The 13,884-nt window shown below is 71.5% G+C and carries 13 protein-coding genes; 7 read left to right on the top strand and 6 right to left on the bottom strand.

What is annotated here, in order from left to right; genetic code table 11:
• Positions 1-253 precede the first annotated feature (253 nt).
• Positions 254-1,552, top strand: coding sequence for a DUF6986 family protein (locus STSP_RS33790; protein WP_067284853.1), 1,299 nt, complete (start codon positions 254-256; stop codon positions 1,550-1,552).
• A gap of 78 nt (positions 1,553-1,630) precedes the next feature.
• Here the strand turns inward: STSP_RS33790 and STSP_RS33795 are convergent, their stop codons facing one another.
• On the bottom strand, positions 1,631-2,668 hold the full coding sequence (locus tag STSP_RS33795) for a LacI family DNA-binding transcriptional regulator (RefSeq protein WP_067284854.1): 1,038 nt from the start codon (positions 2,666-2,668) through the stop codon (positions 1,631-1,633).
• A gap of 219 nt (positions 2,669-2,887) precedes the next feature.
• Between STSP_RS33795 and STSP_RS33800 the strand changes: the two genes are divergently transcribed.
• Positions 2,888-3,847 carry an ROK family protein gene (locus STSP_RS33800; RefSeq protein ID WP_067284855.1) on the top strand — a complete coding sequence of 320 codons (960 nt, stop codon included), beginning with the start codon at positions 2,888-2,890 and terminating at the stop codon, positions 3,845-3,847.
• 74 nt (positions 3,848-3,921) lie between these two features.
• Here the strand turns inward: STSP_RS33800 and STSP_RS33805 are convergent, their stop codons facing one another.
• Together STSP_RS33805 and STSP_RS37905 are read right to left on the bottom strand one after the other, a co-directional pair.
• Positions 3,922-4,266, bottom strand: coding sequence for a hypothetical protein (locus STSP_RS33805; RefSeq protein WP_067284856.1), 345 nt, complete (start codon positions 4,264-4,266; stop codon positions 3,922-3,924).
• A gap of 23 nt (positions 4,267-4,289) precedes the next feature.
• Positions 4,290-4,469 carry a hypothetical protein gene (locus tag STSP_RS37905; protein ID WP_078067724.1) on the bottom strand — a complete coding sequence of 60 codons (180 nt, stop codon included), beginning with the start codon at positions 4,467-4,469 and terminating at the stop codon, positions 4,290-4,292.
• A 156-nt stretch (positions 4,470-4,625) separates the two neighbouring features.
• Between STSP_RS37905 and STSP_RS33810 the strand changes: the two genes are divergently transcribed.
• Positions 4,626-5,666, top strand: a complete 1,041-nt coding sequence (locus STSP_RS33810) for an NUDIX hydrolase (protein ID WP_067284857.1) — start codon at positions 4,626-4,628, stop codon at positions 5,664-5,666.
• A 100-nt stretch (positions 5,667-5,766) separates the two neighbouring features.
• On the opposite strand, the gene STSP_RS33815 is transcribed toward STSP_RS33810, so the two are convergent.
• The gene (locus STSP_RS33815; protein WP_067284858.1) at positions 5,767-7,122 is read right to left on the bottom strand and encodes a dipeptidase; all 1,356 of its coding nucleotides are present in this window, start codon (positions 7,120-7,122) and stop codon (positions 5,767-5,769) included.
• A gap of 216 nt (positions 7,123-7,338) precedes the next feature.
• Here STSP_RS33815 and STSP_RS33820 point away from each other — a divergent pair, with 216 nt between their 5' ends.
• The gene (locus tag STSP_RS33820) at positions 7,339-8,559 is read left to right on the top strand and encodes a geranylgeranyl reductase family protein (protein ID WP_067284859.1); all 1,221 of its coding nucleotides are present in this window, start codon (positions 7,339-7,341) and stop codon (positions 8,557-8,559) included.
• Between the two features lie 127 nt (positions 8,560-8,686).
• Here STSP_RS33820 and STSP_RS33825 read toward each other — a convergent pair whose 3' ends face one another.
• Positions 8,687-9,136, bottom strand: a complete 450-nt coding sequence (locus STSP_RS33825; protein WP_067284860.1) for a nitroreductase family deazaflavin-dependent oxidoreductase — start codon at positions 9,134-9,136, stop codon at positions 8,687-8,689.
• A 237-nt stretch (positions 9,137-9,373) separates the two neighbouring features.
• On the opposite strand from STSP_RS33825, the gene STSP_RS33830 reads away from it, so the two are divergent.
• The 3 genes from STSP_RS33830 (at position 9,374) to STSP_RS33840 (ending at position 12,206) form a co-directional block, all read left to right on the top strand.
• Positions 9,374-10,156 (top strand): TetR/AcrR family transcriptional regulator, encoded by a 783-nt coding sequence (locus STSP_RS33830; RefSeq protein ID WP_078067725.1) that lies wholly within the window; start codon positions 9,374-9,376, stop codon positions 10,154-10,156.
• Positions 10,157-10,245: 89 nt separating this feature from the next.
• Entirely contained in the window at positions 10,246-11,544 is a 1,299-nt protein-coding gene (locus STSP_RS33835; protein WP_067284861.1) for a sensor histidine kinase, read from the top strand.
• Positions 11,541-12,206, top strand: coding sequence for a response regulator (locus tag STSP_RS33840; RefSeq protein WP_067284862.1), 666 nt, complete (start codon positions 11,541-11,543; stop codon positions 12,204-12,206). The genes STSP_RS33835 and STSP_RS33840 overlap by 4 nt, the downstream gene beginning before the upstream one ends.
• Positions 12,207-12,262: 56 nt before the next feature.
• On the opposite strand, the gene STSP_RS33845 is transcribed toward STSP_RS33840, so the two are convergent.
• Complete coding sequence (locus tag STSP_RS33845; RefSeq protein ID WP_067284863.1) at positions 12,263-13,798, bottom strand: MFS transporter; 1,536 nt, start codon at positions 13,796-13,798, stop codon at positions 12,263-12,265.
• Positions 13,799-13,884 lie beyond the last annotated feature (86 nt).

The following is a 13,884-nucleotide window of genomic DNA, read 5'->3' on the forward strand; positions in this document are numbered from 1 at the left end:
CCTCTTCGAGGTCGTCCCGCAGCTCACCGAGGAGATCAAGACCCGCAAGGGCTGATCCGCTCCTGAGCCTGCGAGGCCCCCGGGACCGTCTTCATCGGTCGCGGGGGCCTCGCTTCATGTCACGGGCAGCCCGCGGTCCGTCCCCTCCCTGGAGACGGAAGATGGTGTTGACCAGCGTGAAGCGCCGTGGATAACTTCGCTCAACGGATTGTTGATTCCGCGACGCGGAAAAGTGACGGTGGAGGGTGTGGACATGGGGCAGCACGAGAAGGTGGCCACGAGCCTCGCGGGCGCGGTCAGCGAGGCCGTCAGCGCCTCCCTCGCTCCGGTCGACGCGGAGCTGCAGCGCCGCTATCCCGGAGACCCCGGCACCCGCCAGCCCGTCCATACGGTCTACGTCCCCGGTGACGTCTTCGCCGCCGGCACCATCCGCTCCTGGGGCGACCAGGCGCTGAAGGCCCTCGACGAACACGCCCCGGACGCCGCCTCGTTCGCCGCCGTCCTCGGTCTGAGCGACGACCTCGCCGTCCCCGTGTACGACCGCGTCCGCGCCAAGCTGCAGCGCGAGCCCATCGAGGACCTGCGCATCGACTTCGAGGACGGCTACGGGCCCCGCCCGGACGCGGAGGAGGACGAGGCGGCCGCCCGCGCGGCGCGGCTGGTCGCGGAGGCCTACGAGAACGGCACCGCCGCCCCGTACATGGGCATCCGCATGAAGTGCATGGAGGCCGCCGTCCGCGACCGCGGCATCCGCACGCTCGACATCTTCCTCACAGGCCTGATGGACGCGGGGGGACTGCCCGAAGGGCTCGTCCTGACGCTGCCCAAGGTGACGTACGCCGAGCAGGTCACCGCCATGGTCCGGCTGCTCGAGGCGTTCGAGAAGGCCCGCGGCCTGGAGCCCGGCCGGATCGGCTTCGAGATACAGATCGAGACCAGTCAGGCCATCCTCGCCCCGGACGGGACGGCCACCGTCGCCCGGATGATCGACGCCGCCGAGGGCCGCGCCACAGGCCTGCACTACGGCACCTTCGACTACAGCGCGTGCCTCGGTGTCAGCGCCGCCTACCAGGCCAGCGACCACCCGGCCGCCGACCACGCCAAGGCGATCATGCAGGTCGCCGCCGCGGGCACCGGCGTCCGGGTCTCGGACGGCTCGACCAACGTGCTGCCGGTCGGCCCGACCAAGAAGGTCCACGACGCCTGGCGGCTGCACTACGGCCTCACCCGCCGGGCGCTGGCACGCGCCTACTACCAGGGCTGGGACATGCACCCGGGCCACATCCCGACGCGCTACGGCGCCGTGTTCGCCTTCTACCGGGAGGGTTTCGCGCAGGCCGCTGCGCGCCTCGCCGCGTACGCCAACCGGGCCGGCGGAGACGTCATGGACGAACCCGCGACCGCCAAGGCCCTCAGCGGATATCTGCTGCGCGGTCTGGACTGCGGCGCCCTCGACACGGCCGAGGTAGCACGGCTGAGCGGCCTCACCCGAGCCGACCTGGAAGGGTATGCGGCACCGCGGCGCGGCGACCTGACCGTGTCCGGCCGATAGCACGAGTGCCCGGGGCGCGGCAGTACCCCTCCCCGCAGCGCGGCCGCGCAGGTGCGGTCGCGAACCGGGCCGCAGCGGTCAGTCCACAGGCGGCAGTTCGCCCGAGCCGCGTGTGATCAGCCGGGTCGGGAGCATGGTGCGCTCCGGAGCGTGGGGCACGCCGTCCAGTTGCTGGAACAACCGCTCCGCGGCCGTACGTCCGAGCTGTGCGGCGTCCTGCGCGACGACGGTCACGCCCGGCTGCAGCAGATCGGCGAGCTCGAAGTCGTCGAAGCCGACGAGGGCCGTGGGCCGGGGCCGTTCGGACAGGACGCGCACCACCGTCACCGTCACACGGTTGTTGCCCGCGAAGACGGCGGTCACCGGTTCCGGGCCGTCGAGCAAGGTCTCGGCGGCCCGCCGGACCCGCTCCGGATCCGTGGCGCCCAGCGATATCCAGGTGTCCTCGACCGGGATGCCCGCCTCCGCCATGGCCGCGCGGTAGCCGCGCAGGCGCTCGGCCGCGGTGTGGATGACCGGTCGGTCGCCGATGAAGCCGATCCGGCGGTGCCCGTGCGCGAGGAGATGGGCGACGGCGTGCCGCGCGCCGCCGAAGTTGTCGGAGAGCACGGCATCCGCGTCGATCTTCCCGGCGGGCCGGTCCACGAAGACCGTGGCGACGCCCGCCCTGATCTCCGGCTCGAGATAGCGATGGTCGTCGCCCGCCGGGATGACCACAAGGCCGTCGACGCGGCGCGCGCACAGGGCGAGGGCCAACTCCTGCTCGCGGTCCGGGTCCTCCGCGCTGGAACCGTTGATGAGCAGCGCGCCGTGGGCACGGGCGACCTCCTCGACGGCGCGGCTGAGCGGGCCGTAGAAAGGGTCCGCCAGGTCCTCCAGGACCAGGCCGACGCTTGCGGTACGGCCCTTGCGCAGGACGCGCGCGCTGTCGTTGCGCCGGAAGCCCAGGGCGTTGATCGCCTCGTGGACGCGGCGTTCGGTGTCGGGCGTGACGCCCGGCTCGCCGTTCACCACACGCGAGACCGTCTTGAGGCCGACTCCGGCGTGCGCGGCGACGTCCTTCATGGTCGGACGGGAGCCGTAGCGGTTGCCGGGTCGGCGGGCGGTGTCGGCCACGTTTGCGCTGTCCTGTCCTGTCGTCCACGAGAAGCACGAGTGGGTCGTATGCGCCGGATGCGTACGGACGTCGGGTGCATCCCGCATGACGATGTGCTGCATAAGCATGTGCCGGTGAGCATAGGCCCTGGACAACGTTGTCAGAAGCGGGAGAGACTGTCCATCGCCTCATCTGGTGCACTCTCCGCACCTCGCCCTTCACCAGGAGATTCCACGCCGATGCAGAACGACCTCGTCGCCGCCCTCGACATCGGCGGAACCAAGATCGCCGGAGCCCTGGTGGACAGTGACGGCCGGATCCTTGTGCGCGCACAGCGTCCGACGCCGGCGCAGGAGGACGGCGAGACGGTGATGCGGGCCGTGTCAGAGGTCGTCGGCGAGCTCACCGCCTCCCCGCTGTGGGCACGGGCAGGGGCCCTGGGCATCGGCAGCGCAGGCCCCGTCGACGCCTCCGCCGGCACAGTGAGCCCGGTCAACGTCCCTGGATGGCGCGATTTTCCGCTCGTCGAACGGGTACGAGCGGCGGCCGGCGGACTGCCCGTCGAGCTCGTCGGCGACGGGGTCGCCATCGCGGCAGCCGAGCACTGGCAGGGCGCCGCCCGCGGGCACGACAACGCGCTCTGCATGGTCGTCTCCACGGGGGTCGGCGGGGGCCTCGTCCTCGGCGGAAGCCTCTACTCCGGCCCGACGGGCAATGCAGGCCACATCGGTCACATCAGCGTGCAGCTCGACGGCGACCCCTGTCCGTGCGGGGCGCGCGGCTGCGTGGAGCGGATCGCGAGCGGCCCCAACATCGCCCGGCGGGCACTGGAGTCGGGCTGGCGGCCCGGCCCCGACGGCGACACTTCGGCCGCCGCCGTGGCGGAGGCCGCGCGCGCCGGTGATCCGGTGGCCCTCGCCTCGTTCGAGCGCGCCGCCCAGGCGCTGGCCGCTGGAATCGCGGCCACCGCCACCCTCGTCGAGATCGACATCGCGGTGATCGGCGGGGGAGTGGCGAAGTCAGGCGATGTCCTCTTCGCGCCTCTGCGCAGGGCCCTGCGGGACTACGCGACCCTCTCGTTCGTACAGCAGCTGACCGTCGTACCCGCACTGATGGGCACGGACGCCGGCCTGGTGGGCGCGGCCGCGGCGGCGCTCGGTTCGAGGGCGGGGGCGGCTGCGGCGGGGGTCGGGGGCTGAGGGACTCCGGCTCGACCCGGGGTGGCCCGGAGGCGCCGGTTCCCCTTGCGGCGGCCGCCGGCGCACGCGCGCCGTCAGTCGAAGGCGTCCGTCATGCAGTCCCTGCGGCAGCCACCCGCCTCGTACCGCTGACGGAGCGCTGCGGCCGCCTGCTCGCGCGGTACGACGTCGTGGCCGAAGTGCTGGGATGCGATGCCGATCACGTCGTCGATGCGGACGATGACCGGCTCGCCCCGAGCGGCCCGGCGGCGCGCCGCCGCGATCGCCATGTCGGCGGAGCGGAGCAGCTGCCGCCGGTAGTCGCGTGCCAGCGCCGCACGGGCCCGTTTGCGGAACAGGGGGCGGATGGCGCGCCCCTTCCAGAGAGCCCCCGCTGCGATGAGCACCACGCCCAGCGCGACGAACCCCAGACCGGCCATGGACGTACCCGATCCGGGCGCGCCTACGCGGCCTCGCCGACGCCGCCGCGGACGGCCGCGGCCCACTCCATGACCAGGTGTTCGTACTCCACGCGCTCCTCGGCGGACAGCGTGCCGCCTGCGCGCAGCCACAACTCGCGGATCTGCTCGTTCACCGCGGCGGCAGACCGCACGGAACCAGAAGGCTGTGGGCTCGGGAACATGGAGCAAGACTAAGGCCAACGACCGGCTTCGGGAACACTCAGCTACCGGTCGGATCCGAGAAGTGATCGCGGGCCGCCGTCTCCCTCATCAGGCGCTGGTTTCCGTGGCAGGGTTGAGCGGGCAAGCCACAGGGGTCCAACAGAAGAGGGGGAAACGTGATCGTCTGGATCAACGGCGCGTTCGGTGCGGGAAAGACCACCACCGCACGGGAACTGATCGATCTGATCCCGAACAGCACGCTCTTCGACCCCGAGCTCATCGGCGGGGAACTGTCGTATCTCCTGCCGCCCAAACGCCTCGCCGAGGTCACCGACTTCCAGGATCTGCCGATCTGGCGGCGGCTCGTCGTCGACACGGCGGCGGCGCTGCTCGCCGAGCTGGGCGGAGTCCTCGTGGTCCCGATGACCCTGCTGCGCCAGGAGTACCGCGACGAGATCTTCGGCGGGCTCGCGTCCCGCAGGATTCCGGTCCGGCACGTGTTGCTCGCACCGGCCGAAACGATCCTTCGTGCGCGCATAGCCAGCCGTGACGTACCGCCCGACATACCCGACGGCGAGATACGCATACGCCAGTGGTCCTACGACCACATCGAGCCGTACCAGGCGGCACTCGGTTCCTGGCTCACCTCCGACGCGCATCTCGTCGACAACGGCCCGCTCACCCCGTACGAGACCGCCGTCCGCATAGCGGAGGCCGTGCGCACCGGGGACGCGCCCGTCTGCGACATCGTGCAGAGCCCCGAGCCGACCAGCGAGACCGTCGCATCCGGCGTACTGCTCTTCGACGAACAGGACCGGGTGCTGCTCGTCGACCCGACGTACAAGCCGGGCTGGGAGTTCCCCGGAGGCGTCGTCGAATCCGGGGAGGCGCCCGCGCGCGCGGGCATCCGCGAGGTCGCCGAGGAGACCGGCATCCGGCTGCAGGAGGTGCCGCGGCTCCTGGTCGTCGACTGGGAGCCGCCCGCCCCTCCCGGGTACGGCGGGCTGCGGCTGCTCTACGACGGCGGGCGGCTCGACAGCGGAGAGGCCCGGCAGGTGCTGCTGCCGGGCCCCGAACTGCGCGACTGGCGCTTCGTCACCGAAGCCGAAGCGGCCTCACTGCTGCCGCCCGTCCGCTACGAACGGCTCCGCTGGGCCCTGCGTGCGCGGGAACGCGGCGCCGCCCTGTATCTGGAGGCCGGTGTGCCGGTCGGCTGACGTGTGCCGACCCCGGTGCGCCGGCTCCTCGGGCATGTCGGAAGCGTGGCGGCGGCCGACGAGCGGCTTCCGCCCGTCGCCGCGCGCCGCACCACGTACGTCAACTCGCCGCGTAATTGCGCAGGAACAGCGCCTCCGCGACTGACAGCCGTTCCAGTTCCTCCGGCGACACGCTCTCGTTGACCGCGTGGATCTGCGCCTCCGGCTCGCTCAGGCCGATCAGCAGGATCTCCGCGTCCGGGTAGAGCGCGGCGAGTGTGTTGCACAGCGGGATGGAGCCGCCCTGGCCCGCGTACTGCATCTCCTCACCCGGGTAGGCGACGCTCATCGCCTCCGCCATCGCCGCGTACGCGGGGCTGGCGGTGTTCGCGCGGAACGCCTGGCCCTGGCCGATCTGTTCCGTCTGCACGCGCGCACCCCACGGCGTGTGCGCCTCGAGGTGGGCCAGCAGCAGCTTCGTCGCCTCGGCCGCGTCGACGCCCGGCGGCACGCGCAGGCTGATCAGCGCCTGCGCGCTCGCCTGCACGGACGGGGTGGCACCGACGACCGGTGGGCAGTCGATGCCCAGGACGGTGACGGCCGGCCGCGCCCAGATGCGGTCGGCGACGGTGCCGGAACCGATCAGCTCGACGCCGTCCAGCACCTTGGCGTCCTTGCGGAAGTCCGTCTCCGGGTACTGCAGTCCGTCCCACGAGGCGTCGCCCGTGAGCCCGTCGATCGTCGTCGACCCGTCCTCGGCGCGCAGCGAGTCCAGTACGCGCACGAGGGCGGCCAGCGCATCGGGTGCCGCGCCGCCGAACTGGCCGGAGTGCAGGTTGCCTTCGAGGGTGTCGATGCGCACGCGGACCATGGTCATGCCGCGCAGCGTGGAGGTGACCGTGGGCAGGCCCACGCGGAAGTTGCCGGAGTCGCCGATGACGATCGTGTCGGCAGTCAGCAGCTCCGGGTGCGCCTCGGCGTACCGCTCAAGGCCGCCCGTGCCCTGCTCCTCCGAACCCTCGGCGATCACCTTGACGTTGACGGGGATACCGCCGTTCGCCTTGAGGGCGCGCAGCGCCAGCAGATGCATGATCACGCCGCCCTTGCAGTCGGCGGCGCCGCGTCCGTACCAGCGGCCGTCGCGCTCGGTCAGGATGAAGGGCGGGGTGGTCCACGCGGCCTCGTCGAGCGGCGGCTGCACGTCGTAGTGCGCGTACAGGAGCACGGTCGGCGCGCCCTCGGGGCCGGGCAGGAAGCCGTACACCGACTGCGTGCCGTCGGGGGTGTCCAGCAGCGCCACGTCCTGGAAGCCCTCGGCGCGCAGCGCGTCCGCGACCCAGTTCGCCGCCTTCTCGCTCTCGCTCCTGGGGAACTGCTCGAAGTCCGCCACCGACTTGAAGGCCACCAGTTCGGTGAGCTCCTCCTTCGCCCGCGGCATCAGCGCGGCGACGGTCTCGGCGATCGGATTCGGCGACATGGGCACGCTCCTCGTAGGTGCGACGGCGCGTGCCTGCATGGCCATGCACGCATGCGCCTGTGTGCGTATTGCTTGTGGTTCGTTCTGGGTGGATTCGCGCGTGCTGGTTGTACGGCGAACACATTGCCGATCCTCCCACAGCGGCGGGCCGCGGCGTCCCCCGTAGGATGCGGGGGAAAGTGCGGCAGACGGCTGGATCGGGAGCGGCAGACCATCGTGAGCAGCGAGAACTCAAGCGAGAACTCAGCGGACGACGCTCGGCGGGTATGGGACGTCGTGGTGGTCGGGGCCGGGCCCGCGGGCGCCTCCGCGGCCTATGCGGCGGCCGTCGCGGGACGCCGTGTGCTGATCCTGGAGAAGGCCGAGCTGCCCCGCTACAAGACGTGCGGCGGCGGGATCATCGGCCCCTCGCGCGACGCGCTGCCGCCCGGCTTCGAACTGCCCTTCAAGGACCGGGTGCATGCGGTGACGTTCTCCCTGGACGGCAGGTTCACCCGCACCCGCCGCTCACGGCACATGCTGTTCGGCCTGATCAACCGTCCGGAGTTCGACCAGCAGCTGGTCGAGCACGCGCAGAAGGCGGGGGCCGAGCTGAGGACCGGTGTCACGGTCTCCCGGGTCGAGCAGCACGGCCCCTCCGTGCCCGACCGGCGCACCGTAGCCGTCGTTCTTCAGGGTGGCGAGACCCTGTACGCGCGCGCCGTCGTCGGCGCGGACGGCAGCGCCAGCCGCATAGGAGCCCATGTCGGCGTGAAGCTCGACCAGGTCGATCTGGGGCTCGAGGCGGAGATCCCGGTTCCGCCCACCGTCGCCGAGGACTGGAAGGGCAGGGTCCTCATCGACTGGGGCCCGATGCCCGGGAGTTACGGCTGGGTATTCCCCAAGGACGACACCCTGACCGTCGGCGTCATCTCCGCACGCGGCGAGGGCGCCGCCACCAAGCGGTACTTGGAGGACTTCATCGCGCGGCTCGGCCTCGCCGGCTTCGAACCCGCCATCTCGTCCGGGCATCTGACCCGCTGCCGCAGCGACGACTCCCCGCTCTCGCGCGGGCGCGTCCTAGTGTGCGGCGACGCGGCGGGCCTGCTGGAGCCGTGGACCCGCGAGGGCATCTCGTTCGCGCTGCGCTCCGGGCGGCTCGCGGGGGAGTGGGCGGTACGCATCGCCGAGGCGCACGACGCGGTCGACACCCGGCGCCAGGCCCTCAACTACGCCTTCGCGGTGAAGGCGGGCCTCGGGGTCGAGATGAGCGTAGGAAAGCGCCTGCTGACCGTCTTCGAGCGGCGGCCCGGTCTGTTCCACGCGGCGATCACCGGGTTCAGGCCCGCCTGGAAGGCGTTCACGGGCATCACCCGGGGATCGACCTCGCTGGCCGAGCTCGTACGGACGCATCCGATGGCGGGGCGCGCCCTGGCGGCGCTGGATCCTTCGGCGTAGCTCGGTTACGGCGTCGGCTGTCCTGGCCGGGACCCAATCGCGTGCGTACGGATTGTGGCTGTTGGGGGCGGGTGCCGCTTGCGCGTGTGCGGAGTGCGGCCGTTGGGGGCGGGTGCCGCTCGGGGCGTCAGCTCTTGACCGTGATGCGGAATACGGGGTGCTTGTGCGCCGCCGCGAGCAGCTCCGCGTCGGTGGAGTCGGCGTTGACGTCGCCGAAGAAGCGGCCGACCTCCCAGCCCCACTTCTTCAGGTAGGTCCGCAGGATCGGGGGCTTCTCCTCGTCGGGAAGCTCCACCGCGGTGAACTCCTGGGTCCGGCGGCCGACCTGGAGGCGCCCGCCGCCCGCGGCCCGCATGTTCCGTACCCACTCGGAGTGGCCGCGGGCCGAGATCAGGTAGGGGCCGCCCTCGTACGGCAGCGGGTTGACCGGCACGCGGCGCCACTCTCCGCTCTTGCGGCCGCGGACGGACAGCTCGGCGTGGCCGAGGAGGCTGATGCCGCGCCGGGCGATCCAGCCGATGAAGCGGTTCATGCCTGCTTCGAAGGCGCCGGGCTTGATGTAGTGCTGCTGTGCCATGGTGACCTCCACCCGTTGAGAGAGCAGCGCTGAGAGAGCACTGCTCTCGCTTGAGAGCAGTGTGCACGGGATCGGCGATCCAAAGCAAGAGCAGTGCTCTCTTTTTGGTGCGCCGATCTCGAATCGGTGGGGCGCTCTCGCGCAGAAGCGCCGCTCTCGAATCGGTGAAGCGCTCTCGGACAGAAGCACCGCTCTCGTACGTGTGCACTGCTCCGGAACCGTGGGAGACTGCCGCGCATGAGCACCGCACGTGGAGCCCGTGCCCGGGCGCGTACCGAGATCACCGCCGCCATCAAGGACGAGGCGCGCCGGCAGCTCGCCGCCGAAGGCGCCGCGAAGCTCTCGCTACGCGCGGTCGCCCGTGAGCTGGGCATGGTGTCCTCCGCCCTCTACCGCTATTTCCCGAGCCGCGACGACCTGTTGACCGCGCTCATCATCGACGCCTACGACTCCCTCGGCGAGGCCGCCGAGTCGGCCCACGCCAAGGCCGCCGACGCGGAGCCGGTGCGGCAGTGGACCGCCGTCTGCGAGGCGGTGCGCGCCTGGGCGCTTGCCCACCCGCACGAATACGCCCTCATCTACGGCTCACCGGTGCCCGGCTACTCCGCGCCCGACTCGACCGTGCCCGCCGCGTCGCGCGTCGGGCTGCTGCTCATCGGTATCGTCCGCGACGCCCTGGAGGGCCGCGGCATCGCACGCCCCCCGCTCCCCGCCAGACTGAGGCCGGAGGCTGAACGCATGGCGGCGGATCTGGCGCCCGACATGCCGCCGGAGGTCGTCGCCGCGCTGGTGGCCGCGTGGGCGCAGCTGTACGGGCTGGTCGGGTTCGAGGTCTTTGGGCAGTTCCACCGTGTCGTCGAGGATCGTGCGGTGTTCTTCTCCCACGCCGTAACGCAACTCGCCCACTCCGTAGGCCTGTTGAACCATGCAGGGACCTCGGGTGCGCCTCAGGAGTCCCGTCGCCCGCCTCGGGGACGAGGCAGGGGCACTGCATCGGGCGGGACGAGGGCCGGATCCTGACACGCTCCCGAGGCCGCGGAGGTACTCCGGCGGGAGTACGTGTGATCACCTCGCATGGCTGACGCCCGCGGCCCCTGCCGGCGTCTAGCGTGGCAGGCATGGAGGAGCAGCGCGTACGGCGACGCGGCGGCCCGCCGTGGGCGCGGGGCGGGCCCGCGCGGTGGTGCCGGAACGGGCCACCAGCGTGGTGGCGGCAGGGCCCGCCGTGGTGGAACCCTCATGCCTCCGCCAACGACGACGAGGACGTACGCCGCACGCGGTGGCCCTGGCGTTCGACACTGCTGTTCGCCGTGTTCGTGATCGCCGGCTCCCACTTCGCGGCACGGGAACAGGCCGGCGAACGCGTCGATCTGGACGTCCTCGCGGGGGTGCTGCTGATCGGGGCGGCGGGCCTGTTGCTGTGGCGGCAGCGGTACCCGGTTCTCGTGGCCTTCGGTACGGCGGCGGTCGCGACGATCTATCTGGGTGCCGGATATCCGTACGGCCCGATCTTCCTGGCCGTTGCCGTGGGCTGCTTCAGTGCGATCGTCTCCGGGCACCGCTGGGCGGCGTGGACGGCGCTCGGCATGCTGTGGGCGGCGCGTCTGCTGGTGGGGCACTGGCTCTACCGCTGGCTGCCTCCGCAGGGTGACGGCCCCGCCTCGTGGGGACAGGAACTGGGCGTCGCCACCTGGACGGTGGCCATCCTGGCGGTCTGCGAGCTCGCGCGCGTGCGGCGCGAGCAGTGGGAGCGCGACCGGGCCGAGCGGCGGCTGGCCGCCAAACGGCGGGCCGACGAGGAGCGGCTGCGGATCGCCCGCGAACTGCACGACGTACTGGCCCACAGCATCTCCGTGATCAACGTCCAGGCGGGCGTGGGCCTGGCGCTGCTCGACACCGACCCCGAGCAGGCCCGCACCGCGCTGACCACCATCAAGGCCGCGAGCAAGGAGGCGCTGGGCGAAGTGCGCCAGGTCCTCGACACACTCCGGACAGCGGGCGATGCACCGCGCGCCCCCGCTCCGGGACTCGACCGGCTCTCCGAGCTGGTCGAGCAGGCCGCGAGCGCAGGTCTCACGGTCGGCGTCGGGACAGAGGGACGGTGCGTTCCGCTGCCGCCCGGCACGGATCTCGCCGCCTTCCGCATCGTCCAGGAGGCGCTGACCAACGTCGTACGGCACTCGGGATCCCGGCACGCGCGCGTGCTCGTGCGGTACGAGGAACGGGCACTGCGGCTGCGCATCGACGACGACGGGCCCGCCACCGGAGCGGACGCAGGCGGAAGCGGCAACGGCCTCGCCGGCATGCGGGAACGTGCCGCAGGCCTCGGTGGCACGATCGAAGCGGGCACGCGCCCCGACGGCGGTTTCCGGGTGTCCGCCGTCCTGCCGCTCAAGGAGGACCGGTGATCCGCGTACTGCTCGCCGACGACCAGTCACTGGTCAGGGCCGGGTTCAGGGCACTGCTCGACGCACAGCCGGACATCGAGGTGGCCGGGGAGGCCGCGGACGGGGAGCAGGCGCTCCGTATGGTGCGCGAACTGCGCCCCGACGTGGTGCTCATGGACATCCGCATGCCCCTGGTCGACGGCCTCGCATCGACCCGCCGCATCACCGGCGATCTGGACCTCGCCGCGGTGAGGGTGGTCATGCTCACCACCTTCGAACTGGACGAGTACGTCTTCGAGGCCATCCGGGCCGGTGCTTCCGGCTTCCTGGTCAAGGACACCGAGCCGGAGGAACTGCTGCGCGCGGTCCGCGCGGTGGTGCACGGTGACGCGCTGCTGTCGCCGAGCGTGACGCGCCGGCTGATCGGGGAGTTCGCGGCCCGCTCCAAGGAACCCGCAGCCGCCGAGTCCCTGTCCCGGCTCACCGAGCGGGAACGCGAGGTGATGGCGCTGGTCGGCATCGGCCTGTCGAACGAGGAGATCGCCCGCCGTCTCGTCGTCAGCCCGCTCACCGCCAAGACCCACGTCAGCCGCACCATGGTCAAGCTGGGCGCCCGGGACCGTGCCCAACTCGTGGTGCTGGCTTACGAGTCGGGTCTGGTCAGGCCGGGCTGGTTGGGCTGAGCGCGCTGAGCGCGCGGCGGCGCGTGCCGGTGGATGTGTGAGTCTGCCGGTGGATGTCAGTCGCGGACGGCGACGCGTTCCTCCGCCACCTCCCGCTCCTCCTGTGCGGAGCGCTCCTCCAGTGCGGAGTCCCGTACGGAGTTCTCCTCCCGTACGGACTGCGCGACGAGCACCGACTGCTGCGGGCGCCGTGCGCGGAGCCCCGTGAGCGTGATCAGCAGCCCGCCGAGCGCGATCGCCGTCACGACCATCAGGCCCGGGCGGAAGCTGTCCAGTACGGCCTGGGGGGACGAGCCCCCGTGGCCGTTCGCGGTCACCACGGCCGTCACCACGGCCAGGAAGATCGCGCCGCCCACCTGGATCGACGTGTTGAGCAGCCCGGAGACCATGCCCTGCTCGTCGTCGTCCACGCCGTTGGTGGCCTGGATGTTGAGCGACGGGAAGACCAGCGCGCACGCCGCGCCGAGCAGCAGCATCGACGGCAGGATCACCGCCGCGTACTGCGGCGTCAGGCTGATCCGCAGGAAGAGCGCGTACGCGATGACCAGCAGCGTGAAGCCCGTGGCGATGACCCGCGGGGTGCCGAACCGGTCGACCACCGCGCCGATCTTCGTCGCCGACAGCGCGACCAGCGCACCAGCCGGCAGGAAGGCCAGAGCGGTCTGCAGCGCCGACCAGCCGAGCAGCGACTGCATGTAGAGCGTGACGAGGAACTGGAACCCGACGTACGAGCCGAAGAACGCCATCGCGCCCAGCTGCGCCCTGATCTGGCTGCTCGAGCGCAGTACCCCCAGCCGGATCAGCGGGCTCGTGGTGCGCTGCTCGATCCTCACGAAGACCGCGAGCAGTACGGCGACGGCGAGGAAGGAGAGCAGGGTCCGGGCAGACGTCCAGCCGGCCTCCGGCGCCTGGACGACGGTGAAGACGAGCAGCAGCATCGACGCCGTGCCGATCACGGCGCCCGGCACGTCGTAGCCGCCGTGCTTCTGCTCGCGCTCGCTGTGCGGGATCAGCTTGAGACCGGCGAGCAGGGCGACGAGCGCGATGGGGGCGGGCAGCAGCATGGTCAGGCGCCAGCTCGCCTCCGTGAGCAGGCCGGAGAGGACGAGTCCCATGGAGAAACCGGTGGCCGCGCAGGTCGTGTAGATCGAGAGGGCGCGGTTGCGCACCGGTCCCTCGGCGAACGTGGTGGTGATGATCGACAGACCTGCGGGCGCCGTGAACGCGGCGCTCAGGCCCTTGATGAACCGGCTGGCGATCAGCAGCGGACCGGAGTCGACGAGCCCGCCGAGCAGCGAGGCCAGGGCGAAGACGCCCAGCGCGACGAGGAAGACGCGGCGCCGGCCCAGCAGGTCGGCGGTGCGTCCGCCGAGGAGCAGCAGTCCGCCGTATCCCAGGATGTAGCCGCTGACGATCCACTGCAGGGTCGAGGTGGACAGATCGAGTTCGGAGCCGATGGACGGCAGGGCGACGCCGACCATCGAGACGTCGAGAGCGTCCAGAAACATCGCGGCGCAGAGGACGAGCAGGGTTCCCCACAGGCGTGGGGTCCAGCGCTCCTGCGTCGCGGAAGCGGTGAGCGGTGAGGTCATAGGCAGCACAGTACATGCGCATGCATCTGATGCAAGTGCATTTAATTCCGATGCAACAAACAGTTCTCTTCTGCTACCGTGCGGTC

The organism is Streptomyces jeddahensis, from assembly GCF_001642995.1.
Classification (GTDB): domain Bacteria; phylum Actinomycetota; class Actinomycetes; order Streptomycetales; family Streptomycetaceae; genus Streptomyces; species Streptomyces jeddahensis.

Excerpts from the sequence above, each read along its gene's own strand:
- STSP_RS33845 (WP_067284863.1), bottom strand. The coding sequence starts at position 13,798 with ATGACCTCACCGCTCACCGCTTCCGCGACGCAGGAGCGCTGGACCCCA.
- STSP_RS33830 (WP_078067725.1), top strand. The coding sequence starts at position 9,374 with ATGAGCACCGCACGTGGAGCCCGTGCCCGGGCGCGTACCGAGATCACC.
- STSP_RS33825 (WP_067284860.1), bottom strand. The coding sequence starts at position 9,136 with ATGGCACAGCAGCACTACATCAAGCCCGGCGCCTTCGAAGCAGGCATG.
- STSP_RS37905 (WP_078067724.1), bottom strand. The coding sequence starts at position 4,469 with ATGTTCCCGAGCCCACAGCCTTCTGGTTCCGTGCGGTCTGCCGCCGCG.
- STSP_RS33805 (WP_067284856.1), bottom strand. The coding sequence starts at position 4,266 with ATGGCCGGTCTGGGGTTCGTCGCGCTGGGCGTGGTGCTCATCGCAGCG.
- STSP_RS33815 (WP_067284858.1), bottom strand. The coding sequence starts at position 7,122 with ATGTCGCCGAATCCGATCGCCGAGACCGTCGCCGCGCTGATGCCGCGG.
- STSP_RS33790 (WP_067284853.1), top strand. The coding sequence starts at position 254 with ATGGGGCAGCACGAGAAGGTGGCCACGAGCCTCGCGGGCGCGGTCAGC.
- STSP_RS33800 (WP_067284855.1), top strand. The coding sequence starts at position 2,888 with ATGCAGAACGACCTCGTCGCCGCCCTCGACATCGGCGGAACCAAGATC.